Annotated in this window: 14 protein-coding genes; 6 read left to right on the top strand and 8 right to left on the bottom strand. The window is 65.4% G+C overall.

Translation table 11 applies throughout. The annotated features are described in order from the left end of the window. Nucleotides 1–5: 5 nt before the first annotated feature. The 6 genes from NA2_RS00850 to NA2_RS00825 all read right to left on the bottom strand — a co-directional run bounded on the left by NA2_RS00850 (nucleotide 6) and on the right by NA2_RS00825 (nucleotide 5,511). On the bottom strand, nucleotides 6–1,010 hold the full coding sequence (locus NA2_RS00850; RefSeq protein WP_157188091.1) for a TRAP transporter substrate-binding protein: 1,005 nt from the start codon (nucleotides 1,008–1,010) through the stop codon (nucleotides 6–8). A 77-nt stretch (nucleotides 1,011–1,087) separates the two neighbouring features. Then, entirely contained in the window at nucleotides 1,088–2,107 is a 1,020-nt protein-coding gene (locus NA2_RS00845) for a TRAP transporter substrate-binding protein (protein WP_008593111.1), read from the bottom strand. 44 nt (nucleotides 2,108–2,151) lie between these two features. Next, the gene (locus tag NA2_RS00840) at nucleotides 2,152–3,045 is read right to left on the bottom strand and encodes an amidohydrolase family protein (RefSeq protein ID WP_008593108.1); all 894 of its coding nucleotides are present in this window, start codon (nucleotides 3,043–3,045) and stop codon (nucleotides 2,152–2,154) included. After that, a complete protein-coding gene (locus NA2_RS00835) occupies nucleotides 3,042–4,100 on the bottom strand; it encodes a 4-oxalomesaconate tautomerase (protein ID WP_008593105.1) in 1,059 nt (352 codons plus the stop codon). The genes NA2_RS00840 and NA2_RS00835 overlap by 4 nt, the downstream gene beginning before the upstream one ends. After that, nucleotides 4,093–4,764, bottom strand: a complete 672-nt coding sequence (locus tag NA2_RS00830; RefSeq protein WP_008593103.1) for a 4-carboxy-4-hydroxy-2-oxoadipate aldolase/oxaloacetate decarboxylase — start codon at nucleotides 4,762–4,764, stop codon at nucleotides 4,093–4,095. Before NA2_RS00830 ends, NA2_RS00835 begins: the two co-directional genes overlap by 8 nt. A 12-nt stretch (nucleotides 4,765–4,776) precedes the next feature. Beyond that, nucleotides 4,777–5,511: a PIG-L deacetylase family protein gene (locus NA2_RS00825; RefSeq protein ID WP_008593101.1), complete on the bottom strand. Its 735-nt coding sequence runs from the start codon at nucleotides 5,509–5,511 to the stop codon at nucleotides 4,777–4,779. Nucleotides 5,512–5,690: 179 nt separating this feature from the next. Between NA2_RS00825 and NA2_RS00820 the strand changes: the two genes are divergently transcribed. After that, on the top strand, nucleotides 5,691–6,899 hold the full coding sequence (locus NA2_RS00820; RefSeq protein WP_008593099.1) for a LysR family transcriptional regulator: 1,209 nt from the start codon (nucleotides 5,691–5,693) through the stop codon (nucleotides 6,897–6,899). 11 nt (nucleotides 6,900–6,910) lie between these two features. Here the strand turns inward: NA2_RS00820 and NA2_RS00815 are convergent, their stop codons facing one another. Beyond that, nucleotides 6,911–7,726: a helix-turn-helix domain-containing protein gene (locus tag NA2_RS00815; RefSeq protein WP_008593097.1), complete on the bottom strand. Its 816-nt coding sequence runs from the start codon at nucleotides 7,724–7,726 to the stop codon at nucleotides 6,911–6,913. Nucleotides 7,727–8,009: 283 nt separating this feature from the next. Between NA2_RS00815 and pobA the strand changes: the two genes are divergently transcribed. From pobA to NA2_RS00790, 5 genes are all read left to right on the top strand, one after another. Further along, a complete protein-coding gene (pobA, locus tag NA2_RS00810; protein WP_008593094.1) occupies nucleotides 8,010–9,188 on the top strand; it encodes a 4-hydroxybenzoate 3-monooxygenase in 1,179 nt (392 codons plus the stop codon). 190 nt (nucleotides 9,189–9,378) lie between these two features. Then, on the top strand, nucleotides 9,379–9,789 hold the full coding sequence (locus tag NA2_RS00805) for a protocatechuate 3,4-dioxygenase (RefSeq protein ID WP_202803220.1): 411 nt from the start codon (nucleotides 9,379–9,381) through the stop codon (nucleotides 9,787–9,789). Between the two features lie 9 nt (nucleotides 9,790–9,798). Next, a complete protein-coding gene (locus tag NA2_RS00800; RefSeq protein WP_008593090.1) occupies nucleotides 9,799–10,650 on the top strand; it encodes a class III extradiol dioxygenase family protein in 852 nt (283 codons plus the stop codon). Nucleotides 10,651–10,673: 23 nt separating this feature from the next. Beyond that, nucleotides 10,674–11,609, top strand: a complete 936-nt coding sequence (locus NA2_RS00795; RefSeq protein ID WP_008593088.1) for a Gfo/Idh/MocA family oxidoreductase — start codon at nucleotides 10,674–10,676, stop codon at nucleotides 11,607–11,609. A 19-nt stretch (nucleotides 11,610–11,628) separates the two neighbouring features. Further along, nucleotides 11,629–12,516: an NAD(P)-dependent oxidoreductase gene (locus tag NA2_RS00790; protein ID WP_008593086.1), complete on the top strand. Its 888-nt coding sequence runs from the start codon at nucleotides 11,629–11,631 to the stop codon at nucleotides 12,514–12,516. 156 nt (nucleotides 12,517–12,672) lie between these two features. Here the strand turns inward: NA2_RS00790 and NA2_RS00785 are convergent, their stop codons facing one another. Then, nucleotides 12,673–15,891 carry a 4Fe-4S double cluster binding domain-containing protein gene (locus tag NA2_RS00785; RefSeq protein ID WP_008593084.1) on the bottom strand — a complete coding sequence of 1,073 codons (3,219 nt, stop codon included), beginning with the start codon at nucleotides 15,889–15,891 and terminating at the stop codon, nucleotides 12,673–12,675. Nucleotides 15,892–16,001 lie beyond the last annotated feature (110 nt).

The following is a 16,001-nucleotide window of genomic DNA, read 5'->3' as shown; positions in this document are numbered from 1 at the left end:
ATGTCCTATTTCTTCTTGCCGAGAGCCGCCGCGATGTCGGCGGCATTCGCCACGCCACGTCCCTCGGCGTCGGCGATGAGCTTGTCCGCGACCGGCTTGGTCGCCTCGACGAACTCTGCCTGCGCCTCGGCATCGAGCGTGATGATCTCTTTGTCGGCTTTCTTCAGGATGTCCATGCCCTTCTCGGCGTCCTGCGCATAGGAGGCAGCGGAATCGAGGCTGAGTTGCCGCCCGCTCATTCCGTCCAGCATCGCCTTCTGCGCGTCCGTAAGGCCGTTCCAGGCATTCTGGTTCATCACCAGGAAGAACGCCGAGGACGGGGTCGGCAGGCCGAGGGTCACGTGGTTCACCACCTCGTCGAGGCGGAAGGAGGGAACGCCGCTCGGATCGATGAACAGGCCGTCGATCACGCCGGTATCCATGGCGGTATAGATCTCGCTCGCCGGCAGCGGGACAGGAGTGCCGCCCCACGCCTCGATGATCGACGCCGAAACCTGGTCGGCCGTACGGATCTTGAGGCCCTTCACGTCGGCCAGCGTCTTGACCGGCTTGTTGCGGGTCATCAGCACGGCCGGCTCGCTGCCCCAGACGGCAAGCAGCTTGGCGCGCTCATAGTCCGGCGCGATATCCTCGATATTGTCCCAGATGGCGTTGGTCGCCTCGGCTGCGGTCTCGAATATGCCCGGCGACACGGCGAGCATGGTGCGCGGAAAATTCTCCGTCGTGTAGCCGGGCAGTCCGAACGCGATGTCCGTCACGCCCGTCAGCGCCGTTTTCCACTGCGCGGCCGGGCTCTTGCTCAACTCGCCCGACGGGAAGATGCGGAAGGTCAGTTCACCGCCAGCCTCGTCGGCCAGCTTCTTGGTCCACGGTTCCAGAACCCGCGCCTGCATGTGATGCATCGGGCTCATGAAATGCGACACCTTCAGCTCGGCGGCGCTGGCGGTCCCCGCCGCTGCGGCGAGTGCCAGGCCGAGCAATCCGGCGATTCCTGCTGCTGTACGTCTCATGTCTTTCCTCCCTGTTGTTGGTCCGGCGCCCCATGCGCCCCCGGCGGGCTCCCTCCCGCCGGGCATGTCGGTTTCGTTTACCGTGTCGCCGATGCGCCGCCGCGCAGCCCCTCGACGATCGCCTTTCCGTCAACGCCGGCGGCCTCGGCCGATTTCAGCATCGACTGCATCACCGTGTCCGACTTGGCGTGGAAATCCTCGAGCACCGCAGGCTCGACCTCGATGATCGTCTTGCCGGCCGCGCGCACCATGTCTAGCCCTCGCGCCGCCTCCGTGGCGTAGGATTCCGCCGCCGTCATGCTGAGTTCGCGACCCGTCAGCGCGTCGAGCGCGGCCTGCTGGTCGGCGGTCAGCCCGTCGAAGCTGCGACGGTTCATGACCAGGAAATAGGCCGAGGTGCTGGAAGGCAGGCCGACCGTGAAATAGTTGGCGACCTCGTGCAGCTTGAACGATTCGATCGTGCTGGCGTCGCTCATGATCCCGTCGATGACGCCGGTGTCGATCGCCGTGTACATCTCGCTGGCCGGCAGCGGCACGGGCGTTCCGCCGAGCGCCTGCACGATGGCCGCGCCGACCTGATCCGCGGTGCGGATCTTCAGCCCCTTCATGTCGTCCATGGTACGGATCGGCACATCCTTGGTCATGATGATCGCCGGCTCGGCGGCCCACATGGCGAGCAGCTTGGCGCGCTCGTAATCGGGCGCCAGCGCGTCGACATTCTCCCACATCGCCGTCGTCGCTTCGGCCGAGGAGTGGAACAGGCCCGGCGCGACGGCGAACATCGTGCGCGGGAAGGTCTCGCTCGTATACCCCTGCAGACCGAAGGTTATGTCCGCAACGCCGGTCAGAGCCGTCTTCCACTGGGCCGCGCCGCTCTTGCTCAGTTCGCCCGAGGGAAAGATGCGGATCGTCACCTCACCGCCGGTCTCGGCCGCAAGCTTGTCCGCCAGGGGCTGCATCATGCGCTTCTGCATGTGGTGCATCGGCGACATGAAATGCGCCAGCCGCAGCTCGGCGGCCGACGAGGCGGCGACCAGCCCGAGGCTGAGGGCACCGGCAAGGGCGACACGGATCGACGTGGAAAGACGCTTGCTCAATTTCAATCTCCTTGCGGCAGCCCGGACGGGCCGCCGGTATGCCGTTACTTTTCGCCCCAGTAGAGGCGCGAGGGGTTGGCGACGAGCAGCTTGCGCTGCAGATCCGGTGTCGGGGCGATCGACGGAATGAGATCGACCAGCAACCCGTCATCGGGAATGTGGCTTTTCATGTTCGGATGCGGCCAGTCGGTCCCCCACAGAACCCGGTCGGAATAGGTCTCGACCAGCCGGCGGGCAAAGGGAACGACGTCGCGATAGGGCGGCCCCTCGACCGTCAGGCGCTCGGGGCAGCCGACCTTGACCCAGAACTTCTCGTCCTCGAGCAGTTCGATGAAGGCGCGGAACGGCGCGGCATCGGTGCCCTCCGCGACATCGGGCCGGCCCATATGGTCAACGACCACCGTCGTCGGAAGGCCGCGCAGGAAGGGTGCGAGGTCGGGCAGGTCAGGCATCTCGAAATAGACCACGACATGCCAGCCGAGTTCGGCCACCCGTTCGGCGATGCGCTGGAAATCCTCGCGCGGCGCGGCATCCACCAGCCGCTTCAGGAAATTGAACCGCACGGCGCGCACGCCGGCGCGGTCCATCGCCCGCAGTTCCTCGTCGGAGATGGTCGGCGCGACCACGGCGACGCCGCGCGTGGTCTCGGGCTCCGCCTCCAGCGCATCGACCATCGCCGCATTGTCCTTGCCGTGACAGCTCGCCTGGACGATGACACTGCGCGCAAAACCCAGATGCCGGCGCAGGGAGAACAGCATCTCCTTCGGCGCGTCGGTCGGCGTGTATTTCCGCTCCGGCGCATAGGGAAAGCGCGCTGCGGGGCCGAAGACATGGCAGTGCGCATCGACCGCGCCTGCTGGCGGCACATAGGCCGGCTTCGAGGGGTTCGGGTGAAAGGTCGGCGGTTCGGCCATCATGTTCATCTTGTCCATCGTCATTGGGCGAACACCTCGCCGTCGAAGAGCTTGCGCGCCGTCCGCAACATTCCGGCTCTGGTCACCCTGCCCTCCCCGTCAACCGACAGGATCGCCGGGGTCGCGCCGGAGGGATGCTCGATCAGGAGCACCTTGTCAAAGCCCTCGGGCACCGCGGCGATCGCGGCCGCCGGCGCGCCCGGGAGGATGCAGGCCGTCGCGACGCTGACCGCGCCGAAGACGCCGATCGAGGCATGGCAGCGGTGCGGAATGAAGGTCCGCGTTGCGATCGCTCCGCCATCGCGCGGCGGCGCGACCATGGTCATCTTCGGCACGGATTTCTGCGCCACGTCGCCGAGATTCATCATCGGGCCTGCGAGCAGGCGAATGGCTTCGAGGCGGGTCTTCAGCGCCGTGTTGGCGTCGAGTTCCTCGCGGGTCTCGTAGCCGGTAATGCCCATGTCGCTGGCGGCGATCACCACCACCGGCATGCCGTTATCGATGCAGGTCACCGCGACGCCGTCGATCATGTCGAGCGCCCGGCCCGTCGGCAGCAGCGCGCCGCAGCTCGAACCGGCAACGTCGAGAAACTCCAGCGGCACAGCCGCCGCCCAGCCGGGAACGCCATCGATGCGCGCCGCGCCGCGATAGGTCACCCGACCGCCGGGCGTGGCGACGCGCGCCACCGCCACCTTGGCCGTGTTCTCCATATAGATCCGGACGCGGGTCTCGCCATCCGACGCCGGCACCAGACCGCGCTCGATGGCAAACGGACCGACGGCGGCAAGCATGTTGCCGCAACCCTGCGCGTCGGTCACCAGCGCCTGATCGACGAACACCTGCAGGAACAGATAGTCGACATCCGCGTCGTCGCGCGCGGAGGGTGAAACGATCGCCACCTTCGAGGTCAGCGGATCGCCGCCGCCCAGACCGTCGATCTGGCGCGGATCGGGCGACCCCATGACGCCCAGCAGAAACGCATCGCGTGCCGCCGTGTCCGCGGGCAGGTCGGCGGCGAGGAAGACCCCGCCCCGCGAGGTGCCGCCGCGCATCCACATGCAGCGCACGCCGTCAGACATATTTCAGCCCCTTCTGTTCCAGGCGGGGACGCATCGCATAAAGGTCGAGGCCGAGTTCGCCGGCGGCGAGCCGGGCGCGCTTGGCTTCCTCGTTCGCCTCGCGCTCGCGCGCCTTGGCGAGCACGTCGGCCGCTTCCGCGCACCGCACCACGCAGACCCCGTCATCGTCCGCGACGATGACGTCGCCCGGATGAACGAGTTCTCCGGCACAAACGACCGGTACGTTCACAGAACCGAGCGTTTCCTTGACCGTTCCCTGCGCGCAGATCGCCTTCGACCACACCGGGAAGCCCATCTGCGTCAGGTCGCGCACATCACGCACGCCGGCGTCGATGATGAGCCCAACGCCGCCACGCGCCTGCATGGACGTGGCCAGGAGATCACCGAAGTAACCGGCATCCGACGGCGAGGTGGTGGCGAGCACCAGAATGTCGCCGGCCTGCACCTGCTCGATGGCGACATGCACCATCCAGTTGTCGCATGGAGGCGCCAGAATGGTGACGGCGGAGGCGGCGAGCCGCGCGCCCGGATAGATAGGCCGCATGTAGGATGCCAGCAGCCCCTTGCGCCCCTGTGCCTCATGCACCGTGGAGACGCCGCATTTGCCGAGCCCCTCGACGACTGCCGGATCCACGCGCTCGATGTTCTGTACCACCACGTTCATGCGGAAAGGCCCCTAGAGCTCATCGACGGTGCGCGGATAGACGGACTGGAATCCCTCCGCGTATCTGGCGGCGCGGCCGCCCGACTGCCCGCCGGAATTGCGGCGGAAGTGATTGCCGCGGTTCTCGGCGACATTGGTATAGAAGTGCCAGAGGTGCTCCTGGCCCTCCATGCATTCGATGGCTGCCTTCTTCTTCTCCCAGACATCGGTGATGTCGAGGAAGGTGTCAGGCTTCCAGCCCATCTGCTCGGTCTGGTGCGGCTCGAACAGATAGAGCTGCGGCGCGCCGAGCACCTTCTCGCCGGGATTGTGTCCCCAGGCCTGCGCGATCATCCGGCATTCCATCGCGATCTTGGTCGTGTGCGAATGATCGAGATTGTACGGATCGTAATGGGAATGGCTGAGCATGAAGCGGGGCTGCACGGCGCGGATCACGTCGACCAGCCTGTACTTCGCATCCCGGTCGATCTCGAGCGGGTAGTCGCCGAGGTCGAAGAATTGAATATCGTGAACGTCGAGTGCCTTTGCGGCATTCTCGGCCTCGCGGCGACGCTCCGCCTTGACCTTGTCGAGGGTCATGCCTTCCGACTTCCACAGCTTCGCGGATTCGCCGCGCTCGCCATAGGACAGACAGACGACCGTCACCTGGTAGCCAAGCTTTGCGTGCAGCGCGATTGCGCCTCCCGCCCTCCAGACGAAATCGGCTGAATGGGCACTGATAACGAGAGCGGTCTTGTCTTGGGCCATTGGGCGGTCGCTACCTTGCTGTTGTGGTCTTTCAGCTTGCAAAGCTAGCGCCATTCACGCCGCATCCGCCAATTTGAATGTCGCCCCGGGCATGTCGAACTATTCATTTTACGCAATTTTGATTTCGGGCTATGGGAAGACGCGCCCTACGGCGCCATCCCATCGCCCGGAGGCCCGCATTGGACCCATACGCCGACATCCCGAACCTGAAGCACCTGCAGGCGCTGGAAGCGATCGCGGCGACGCACAGCATCACGCGCGCCTGCGATCATCTGAACCTGTCGCAACCGGCCCTGACGCAGGGCATCGCCAAGGTCGAGGCGCAGCTTGGCGTCAAACTGTTCAACCGGCGGCGAGGCATGGTCGCGACGGAGCCGGGCGAGATCTATCTGAAGCGCATCGGCCGCGGCACGCACTATCTGCGCCGCGCCGGCGACTATGCGGCGCGCTTCGCCGACAGGCCGCCGCCGCACCTGCACCGCCGCTTCACGCTCAGCCAGTTGCGGGCGCTGATCGCCGTGGTCGAGCACGAGAGTTTCCGGCTTGGCGCCCAGCAGCTCGCCGTGCAGCAATCGACCGTGCATCGCTCCTGCCGCGAACTGGAGGCGCAGCTGACCTGCGCCCTGTTCGAGCGTACCAGCGCTGGCGTCAAGCCGACCCGCCAGGCGGTGGAGTTCTCGCGGCTGACGAAACTGGCGCTTGGCGAATTTGCCCAGGCGCAAGCCGACATTCAGGGCTGGAAAGGCAGTTTTGCCGGACGTTTCGCCATCGGCTGCCTGCCATTGGCGAAGACGAGCCTGCTGCCGCGGGCGCTGATGCAGCTTGCCGAAGAATATCCGATGCTCGACATCACCGTGGTCGATGCTCCTTATGCGGATCTGTCCAAGGCGCTGCGGCACGGCGACATCGACATCATCATCGGCGCCCTGCGGCGCGCGCTGCTGCCGCCAGAGCTCGTGCAGGAGGAATTGTTTGTCGATCCGATGATAATCGTCGGGCGCAGCGGCCACCCGCTTCTGTCCGGGGGACCGGTGACGCCCGGGCGCCTGGCCGCGAACCCGTGGATCGCGCCGCGCGCCGGCGCGCCCGCCCGCGACTATTTCGACGGCTTCTACGCCGCGCTGGAACGTCCCGCAGGCGACGCGCACCCGATCGAAACCGGTTCGCTCACCGTGCTGCGCGGCCTGCTGATGAACAGCGATCGGCTGACCATCATCTCCGCCCGGCAGGTGGACTACGAGATCAAGCTCGGCCTCCTGTCGGAAATCCCCTACCCGCTCGAAGGCAGCGAGCGCTCGATCGGCATCACCATGCGCGAAGGATGGATGCCCGCCGTGCCGCAGCAGAGGCTGCTCGAGCATCTGAGAACGATTGCCGCCGAAACCTGAGCAGCCTCAGCTCAGGCATCCGGAAACGGCATCTGCGCACCCCGGTGCAGATGGTAGGCGTCGCCGAGGCCGGCCGCGCAATCCTGCAGGGCCGGCAGATATTGCTGGTGAAGCTGCCCGTCCGTGACCGCTCCCTTCAGGATGATCAGGACCAGGGCGCCGACCGGGCGATCCTGCGAGACCACCGCAACGCCCACTGCCCGTGTGCCCGCCATCGGTGCGTTGTAGTCGTGCATCGAGAAGCCATGCCTGCCGACCTCGGCAACCGCCCGCAACGTCGCATCGACAGTCTGGCGGACATCGCCGCCCTCATCCATCATCGCGCAGTGCCGGTTGACGATCTCGAGGCGCTCCTCCTGCGGCAGCGCCGCCAGGAAAGCCAGGCCGGCGGCCGAATCGAGAATCGGAAAGCGGCGCTGCTCGAACCGGCGCAGATGGATCGGCGCGGTATCGCGGTTCGAGGCCGCCGTCACCATCGCATCGGGTTCGGCCATCAAAAGGTCTGACGGCCAGCCGACCTGCAAGCCGAAGGCGTTCAGCCGCTGCCGCGCCTCCGTGAGAAACGGGTTCTCGATCATCATGGCGCTGGCCAGCCGCCGCACCTGCGGCAAGGGCTCGTAGGCCCCCGTATCGCTGTTCTGTTGCAGATAGCCGGCCGATTTCAGCGTCGCCAGGAGTCGGATCACCGTGGCCTTCGGCAGGCCCGTGAGGGTCACCAGCCGGGTAATCGTCGCCGGGGGGTTCTCGTTGACCGCGATGAGAATCTCGAGCCCGCGCAACAGCGACCGTACGCCGGTCGGCGCGGACTCTTCATCGGTATCGGTCATGCCAGCTCCATGCCTGCCGGATTGCGGCCAGATAAAGGGGGGAGAGTTTTCCAAAAGCCCGATTCTGTCAATTCGCCGTTCGTTCCGCCGTGCCTTGCCGGCAGACGCAACGTGGCTGGGTTTCCGATGGTCCATTGTGCAGACCATAGTTCATTTTCTTGACAGCGCAATCGCCTTGGCCTTTATTAGGGCTCCCTGCCACGGCTTGTCCGGGCAGGCCGTTGCGCCCGGCACGCCTGGCGCGGCGAACGCATCAACAGTCACCACACTGGTATTTCGAACAATGAAGAAAACGCGCATCGCCATTATCGGTGGGGGCCCGGCCGGGCTGCTGCTTTCCCACATTCTCGATCTGAAGGGGATCGACAGCATCGTCCTGGAACGCCAGAGCAAGGACTATGTGCTCAAGCGCATCCGCGCCGGCGTGCTGGAATATGGCACGATCAAGCTGCTGCGCGACATGGGCCTCGGAGAGCGCATGGACCGCGAGGGCCATCTCCACGACGGCACCCACATTGTCTGGCAGGGGCGCGACCCGTTCTTCATCGATACCGTCAAATACACCGGCAAGCCGATGATGGCCTATGGCCAGACGGCGATCACCGAGGATCTTTACGCGGCACGCGAGAAAGCGGGCGCGGAGATCATCGACGAGGCCGCCGACGTGAAGCTGCACGACCTGACGAGCGACAAGCCTTATGTGACCTATGTCAAGGATGGCAGGCAGGAACGCATCGACTGCGACTTCATCGCCGCCTGCGACGGTTTTCACGGCATCGGCCGCCAGTCGATCCCCGCCGACATTCTGAAAACCTACGAGCAGGTCTATCCGTTCGGCTGGCTCGGCATCATGTCGGAGACCCCGCCCCTGCCCGACATCATCTACGCCCAGCATGACAACGGCTTCGCGCTCGCCTCTCAGCGCAATCCCATGCTCAGCCGCTACTACATCCAGTGCGACGTCAACGCGGACCTGAACGACTGGTCCGATGAGCGCTTCTGGGAAGAGCTGAAGATCCGCTTTCCCGAAGAGCTGTCCAGTCAGATCGTCACCGGTCCGTCCATCGAGAAGTCGATCGCCCCGCTGCGCAGCTTCGTCGCCGAACCGATGCGCTACGGCCGCATGTTCCTCGCCGGCGATGCCGCGCACATCGTGCCGCCAACCGGCGCCAAGGGCCTCAACCTGGCCGTCTCGGATGTCTACTATCTGGCCCGCGCCTTCGAGACCCACTACGCGAAGGGCGACGACGCCTATCTCGACGGCTACTCGGCCATGGCGCTGCGCCGTGTCTGGTCGGCCGAGCGCCTGTCCTGGTGGCTGACCAAACTGCTGCACGTCTTCCCGCAGGAAACGCCCTTCGAGAAGAAGGTGCGCATCAACGACTACGATCACCTGTGCGTCTCGGAGCGTGCGCAGGCGGCACTTGCCGAGCAGTATATCGGCCTGCCGTTCGAGGACTGACCACGCAATCGCCACGCAATTCAACGCCGATGAATGCCTCTCCAGCAGAAATCAACGGCTTTCCGGAGATATGCATCTCGGCTTGTGCAGGAAATGAATAATGGAGCGCGCAATTCCAATTTCAGTTGCGGCTCCCCCGATGCCAGTGTGGAGCGACAGGTTCCGCTTCTGTGCGAACAAGGAGGCATTCATGTCATCATCCGATAAAGAGAGCGGCGGCATGCCGTCGATCAGCGAACGCATCGAGGAAGACAAGCGGCTGGCCCGCTCGCTCGAAGGCACCTATCTGTTCGACGGCAGCCGAAGCCAGAAGAACTATCCCCTCAACAAGATGTGCATGTCCCTGACGAAGTCGGACAACCGCGCAGCCTTCGCCGCCGACGAGGCCGCCTATTGCGACCGTTTCGGCCTCAGCGATGAATCGAAGCGGCTCGTGCTCGAACGCGACTGGATCGGCATGATCCGCTCGGGCGGCAACATCTACTACGTGTTCAAGCTCGCGGCGATCGACCATGTTTCGATGCAGCATGTGGGCGCGCAGCAGAACAGCATGACGCTGGAGGAATTCCGCGCCAAGCTCAACGCCCACCGGGATCAATAGGAGGTTTCCATGGCTGAAATCATCGCCGCCGTCACGACGAGCCACGTCCCCTCCATCGGCATCGCCATGGATTCCGGGATCACGCAGGACCCATACTGGAAGCCGCTGTTCGACGGCTATCTGCCGGCCAAGGAATTCGTCAAGGAACTGAAGCCCGACGTCACCATCGTCGTCTACAACGATCACGGTCTGGAAGTGTTTCTCGACCGCGTGCCGACCTTCGGCATCGGGGCGGCTGCGCAGTATCTGTCCGGCGACGAAGGCTGGGGCCCGCGCCCGATCCCGCCTTTCCAGGGCGATCCGGAACTGAGCTGGCATCTGATCGAGCACCTGGTGGCCCAGGAATTCGACATGACCATGTTCCAGGAAATGACCGTGGACCATGGTTTCACCGTTCCGATGAGCGTGTTCTTCGGCGGTCCCGCCGGCGAGGTGGAGGAATGGCCGACCCGCGTCATCCCGATCACCGTCAACACCATCCAGTTCCCGCTGCCGATGGCCGCCCGCTGCTTCAAGCTTGGCCAGGCGATCCGCAAGGCGGTCGATGCCTATCCGAAGGATACGCGGGTGCTGATCATGGGAACGGGCGGCATGTCGCACCAGCTTCAGGGTGAGCGCTCGGGCTTCATGCAGCCGAACTTCGACCGCATGTTCCTCGACAAGATGGTCACCGATCCGATGGCCCTGACGAAGATCCCGAACGGTGTCTTCATGAAGGAAGCCGGCCATGAGGGCGCCGAGCTCATCATGTGGCTCGTGGCACGCGGCGCCATGAACCTGGAGGTCGAGGAAGTGTACCAGCACTACCACGTCTCCGCGTCGCTGACCGCCGCCGGCCTCGCCTGCTACCGCAACAAGTAGACAGCGACGGACAGGGCGAAACCATGGTGCGGATCGCTATCGTTGGCGAAGGCGCGATTGCCGACACGCATATGCAGTCGCTGTCGCGCATCGCCGGGGCGGAGGTCGTGGCGCTGGTCCACGGCGAGGCGATGGCGGGGGCTGCCTTCGCTGAAAAATGGAACATCGCCGCGACCTCGCCCCATCTCGACGCCGTGCTGGAACGCGACGACATCGACGCGGTGATCGTCGCCAGCCCGTCGGCCCTGCATCCCGAGCATGCGACCCGGGCGCTAGATGCCGGCAAGCACGTCCTGGCGGAGATCCCCATCGGCCTCGACCTTGCCGCCTGCGAGGCGCTGGCGGCATTCGCCGGTGCCCGGCCCCGGCAGGTGGCGATGGCGGCACATACCCGCCGCTTCTCGCCGGCGCACCGCCATCTGAAGGCGCGGATCGACAATGGCTCCTTCGCGCTCCAGCATCTGGTGGCGGAAACGTTCTTCTTCCGGCGCACCAATCTCAACATGCATGGCGAGCCGCGCAGCTGGGTCGACAATCTCCTGTGGCATCATGCCTGCCACACGATCGACCTGTTCATCTGGCTGACCGGAGACCCAGAGCCGCGCGCCTTCGGCCAGGCAGGACCGCTGCATCCCGAACTCGGCATTCCGATGGACATGAGCATCGCGCTCAAGGCCGCCGGCGGCCCGCTGCTCTCGCTCGCCCTCTCGTTCAACAACCGGGGTCCGTTCGGCGGTTTCTATCGCTATATCGGCGACAGCGGGACATTCCATGTGTTCCGCGACGCGCTGGAGGATCACGAGCGCCAGCCGATACGACTGCCCGGCGCGGCCTTCCTCGATCAGGACCAGGCCTTCATCGACGCCATCAACGGCGCCCGGCCGGCGCAATCCACCATCGGCGACGTGCTGCCGGCCATGCGCGCCATCCATCGCATCGATACCCTTATCCAATCCTGAGAAACGAAACGGACCCACCATGCAGACCATAGCCTTTGTCGGATTTGGCGAAGCCGCGACCGCCTTCTCCGAAGGATGGGGCATACGCCGCCGCCGTCTGGTGAAGGCATTCGACATCAAGACCGACAATCCCATGGAGAGCGTGGCGGCGGCCAAACGCGCCGATTACCTGCGCACCGGCATATCGGGTTGCACGAGCTTGGCGGAGGCGCTGGAAGGCGCCAGCCTCGTCTTCAGCACGGTCACCGCCGATCAGGCCCTGAAGGCGGCGCGCGGCGCGGCAGCGCATCTTGAAGCCGGCGCGCTCTATTTCGACATGAACTCCTGCGCGCCCTCCTCCAAGCGGCAGGCGGCGGAAGCGATCGAAGGCGCCGGCGGGCGCTATGTGGACGTGGCGGTGATGTCTCCCGTCCTGCCATTACGCCATCACGCGCCGCTGCTGGTCAGCGGCCCGCATGCCACGGAAGCCCTGAGCGCGCTCCAGGGCCTCGACATGCGCCCGGCGCCGGCCGAGGGACCGGTCGGAACCGCTTCGGCGATCAAGATGATCCGCAGCATCATGGTCAAGGGCATCGAGGCGCTCGTGCTCGAATGCGTGCTGTCGGCAACCCGCGAGGGCGTCGACGAGGTGGTCCTGTCGTCACTCGAGAAGACGTTCCCGGGCTTCGGCTGGACGGAGCGTTCGGCCTACATGCTGGAGCGCGCCATGGTGCATGGCACGCGCCGCGCCGCCGAAATGGAGGAAGCCGCCAAGACGGCCGCCGATCTCGGCCTTTCGGGGCGCATGGCGCAGGCCACCGCCGAATGGCAGAAGATCGTCGGCGGCCTGCAGCTCGGCGATCCGGGCGAGAGCGAGAAGGACGATTACCGGCTTCTCGCGCAAAAAATCCTAGCGCGCCTCGACTGATCCCCTCTCCGCCTTCAGGGAAACGGCCCGGCTGATCATCCGGGCCGTTTTCGCGTCTAGAGTGGTTCATCGTTTCACAGAAACGCTGTCCCGCTCTATCTCTTGTTTTCCGCATTTATGCGAACGTCAGGTGATTCCACCTGACTGCAAAATGCTCTACAGATCCAGAACGATGCGGCCGTCGGCCGCCGCCGCACGCGAGCAGCACAGGATCATGCGCTTCTGGCGCTGTTCCTTGCTGAGGACGAAGTCCCGGTGCTCGACCTCGCCCGAGAGATAGCCGGCCGAACAGACGCCGCACAGCCCGTCCGAGCACTTCACGTCCACCGTATAACCCGCCTTCTCCAGCGCCTCCGTCGCCTTGAGATCGGCCGGCACCTCGATGACCGTTCCGGACTTCGCGAGTTCCAGCGTGAACGGATGGTTCTCGTAGTCCATTCCGTCGGGCACGGAGAAATACTCCCGATGCAGGGCATCTTCCTGCCAGCCCTTGGCCTCGGCCGTTTCGAAGATCGCATCCATGAAGAGCGAGGGACCGCAGGTGTAGAGATGGTCGCCCGGCCGGTAGTCGCCAAGCACGTCGGCGATGTCGAGCCGGTTCTCGTCGCTGAAATGGAAGCGGACGCGGTCGAGCCAAGGCACCTGCTCCAGCTCCGCGATGAAGGCCGCCTGGGCGCGCGTGCGGGCCTTGTAGTAGAGGATGAAGTCGGCCCCTGCCCTGTGCAACTCGTGGCCCATGGCGATCAGCGGCGTCACGCCGATGCCGCCGGCAAGCAGCAGGTGCCGCCTGGCCTCGGCGATGACCGGAAAATGGTTGCGCGGCTGCGAGATGACGACCGGAGCGCCAGGCTTCAGCATCTGGTGGATCTTCTTCGATCCGCCGCGCCCCTCGTCCTCGCGCAGGATGCCGACCAGATAGGTGTCCAGCTTCGCCGGATCGCCGGCCAGCGAGAACTGGCGGATGTATTGCGGCGTAACGGTGATGTCGATATGCGCACCCGCGGTGAAGGGCGGCATCGGCGAACCGTCGCGCGTCTCGATCTCGAACAGGTCGATCTTGCCGTCGGCGGAACTCCGCCACCGGCGCTTGACCCGCGCCACGATGACCGGCGCCGGGCCGGACAATCTGGTCAGGCCCGGTGTCAGGCCCTCGGTTTCGCCGCGCCTGACACGGTCCTGGTAGTCCTGCGGGTCGAGCAGTGCCTTGTAGGCCGCGATGCCGGCCTCCCGGTCGACCGGGCTCGGCATCGGCAGCGGCGGCGGAGCGAGCGGCGCCGGGTAGGCGGCAAGCGTCTGGTCCTCGTATTTCAGGTCGATGTGCCGGTTGAGATCGCGGCGGTTCGTCTCCGCCGCCTTCACGACCTTGCCGGTTCCGTCATTGGCGATGTCCCACCACCATTTCTTGACCGGGTTGATCTTGCCGCGCCCCACCGCGTCGTCGAGCCGGGCAATCAGCTTGGCGGCCGACGGGAAATTCATCGCCGCCCAGCGGAACGGGGCTTCGCGCACCAGCCCTTCGAGGTTCCACGGGCAGGTCTTCATGCAGCGGCCGCACATCGAGCCGCCGAGATTGGTCACCCGGTAGCGGGTGCATTTCTCGACATCCGCCTTCCAGATCTCGTAGCCGTTGAACATCACCTTCGGGCCGGACGAGATGGCGCCCGAAGGGCACTCCCGGGCGCATTTGTTGCAGGAGCCGCAGAATTTCTGCAGGCCGAAATCGATCGGCTGATCCACGTCCATCGGGAAATCCGTAGTCAGGATGCCTGTCTTCAGGCGCGGCCCGAGGAACGGGTTGAGGATGGTCTCGCCGATGCGGCTCACCTCGCCCAGCCCCGCCAGAAGCACGAGCGGCGTCTGGATCACGTCGCTGTCGGCCGCCGAATGGGCGGTCGCCGAGAAGCCGAGATAGCGCAGATGCTGCGCCACCACCCCGCACATCAGGCCGGCGCGCATATAGGTGCGCATCGACTGGGCGCTGGAAATCCAGTCATCGCCGCTGGCGCCGTCCATCGTCTCGTAGCCCTGGTCGATCATCACGGATACCGCCAGCGGATGCTGGACCTTCATCTCGCTGCCGTCCTGGCGATGCGAGTACCAGACCCAATCGGGCGCGCGCGAGATGCCGCAGATATCCGCTCCGAGGAAGTGCATCGTCGCCTTGATCAGATCGGCATTGCGTTTCGGATCCTCATAACCCTTGGCGCGCTCCGACGCTTCCTCGCCCCGCTGCAGCAGCGAATAAGTGTTGAGCGCCAGGCGCAGCGCCGCCGCGAGCGGCGCCTTGGCGACCGAATAGCCGTCCTTCGACGCCTCCATCGGCGCCTTGCCTAGATCGCCGAAGGCGGCGCGCAGGAAGAACTCGCTGCTTTTAGGCACCCGCGGAATCCGGTCTTCGTCGATATAGGTCGTCGTCTTCTCGACCCGCTTCAGCTTCTCGACGGGGTAGCGGCTGTCCTTGAAGTTGCGCTTTGCGAAATCGACGCTGTTGCGGGCGTTCTTGGGGCTGCCGTAGCCGACCCACCAGGCAGCGCCTTTGGCCCGCATGCGGTCGGCCAGGCCTTGCGCCCTGAGCGGTGCGTCCGGCTCCATCTCCAGCGTCGTCGTCACGGCCGCCAGGCCGAAACGCGGGCCGATGAAGGGGTTGGCGATCTCGCCGTCCTGCCCGACGCGCGCGAGGCCCGCTGACACGGCCAGCCGGTTCAAGTCGAAATTCGTCGTGGTGGCCGTGTGGCTGCGCGCCTCGTAGCCCAGCACCCGCAGATAATTCGCCATCACCGCCGCCGTCTCGGCGCTGCGCAGCGCCGCGCGCCACTCCTGCAGGTCGGTGATCCACTCCGCCCCCGGTTCGTCGATGCCGGGATCGCGCGGATACTCGACCAGGAAGACCACGGCATGGGTGTGATGATCGAGCGGCCTGTCGGCCAGCTCCAGCGCCCGGCCCATCTGGCGGATCACCGCGCCGGGATTGAACCGCAGCCGCAGCTTTTCCTCCGAATGCGCATAGGACGTGGTGCGCAGCAGCGGGTGCTCGACAGGCTCGGCCAGCCGGTGCGCATCGTCCAGCGCGCAGATGCCAACCAGCGCGCTGTCGAGGAAATAGCCGGCGGCCTTCATGTGCTGTGCGCGCTCGCGCGGGCTTTCGGGGATATCCGCGCCCAGCGGGTTGTGGTCGCCGTCACGCACGGCATCGAGCGCGCACATATAGTCGCTGACGGTCTTGCCGAGGTGCAGCGGGTCGTTGTCGAAGCTCTCGCGCAGCGTGCCGTTGCCCCTCACCCGCGTCAGGTCCGGCAGGTCCTGCGTGCGGCCCAGCCTCTCCGAGGGATATGGGCCGAGATGAACCGGGCGTTGGGCATGAGAAAAAAGGCGCATGAACGTCTCCTCCATGGATGCGCCGCGCTCCTTTGGCCTTCTGCCGCGCATCATCTTGATATAAAATGGACCAAGGTCCACAAATTCAAACGCGTAAGCAATACCCCTGC

Origin of the sequence: Nitratireductor pacificus pht-3B (assembly GCF_000300335.1) — a bacterium.
Classification (GTDB): domain Bacteria; phylum Pseudomonadota; class Alphaproteobacteria; order Rhizobiales; family Rhizobiaceae; genus Nitratireductor; species Nitratireductor pacificus.
Note: the sequence above shows the minus strand (reverse complement) of the source record. Positions and strands in the feature narration are given on the sequence as shown.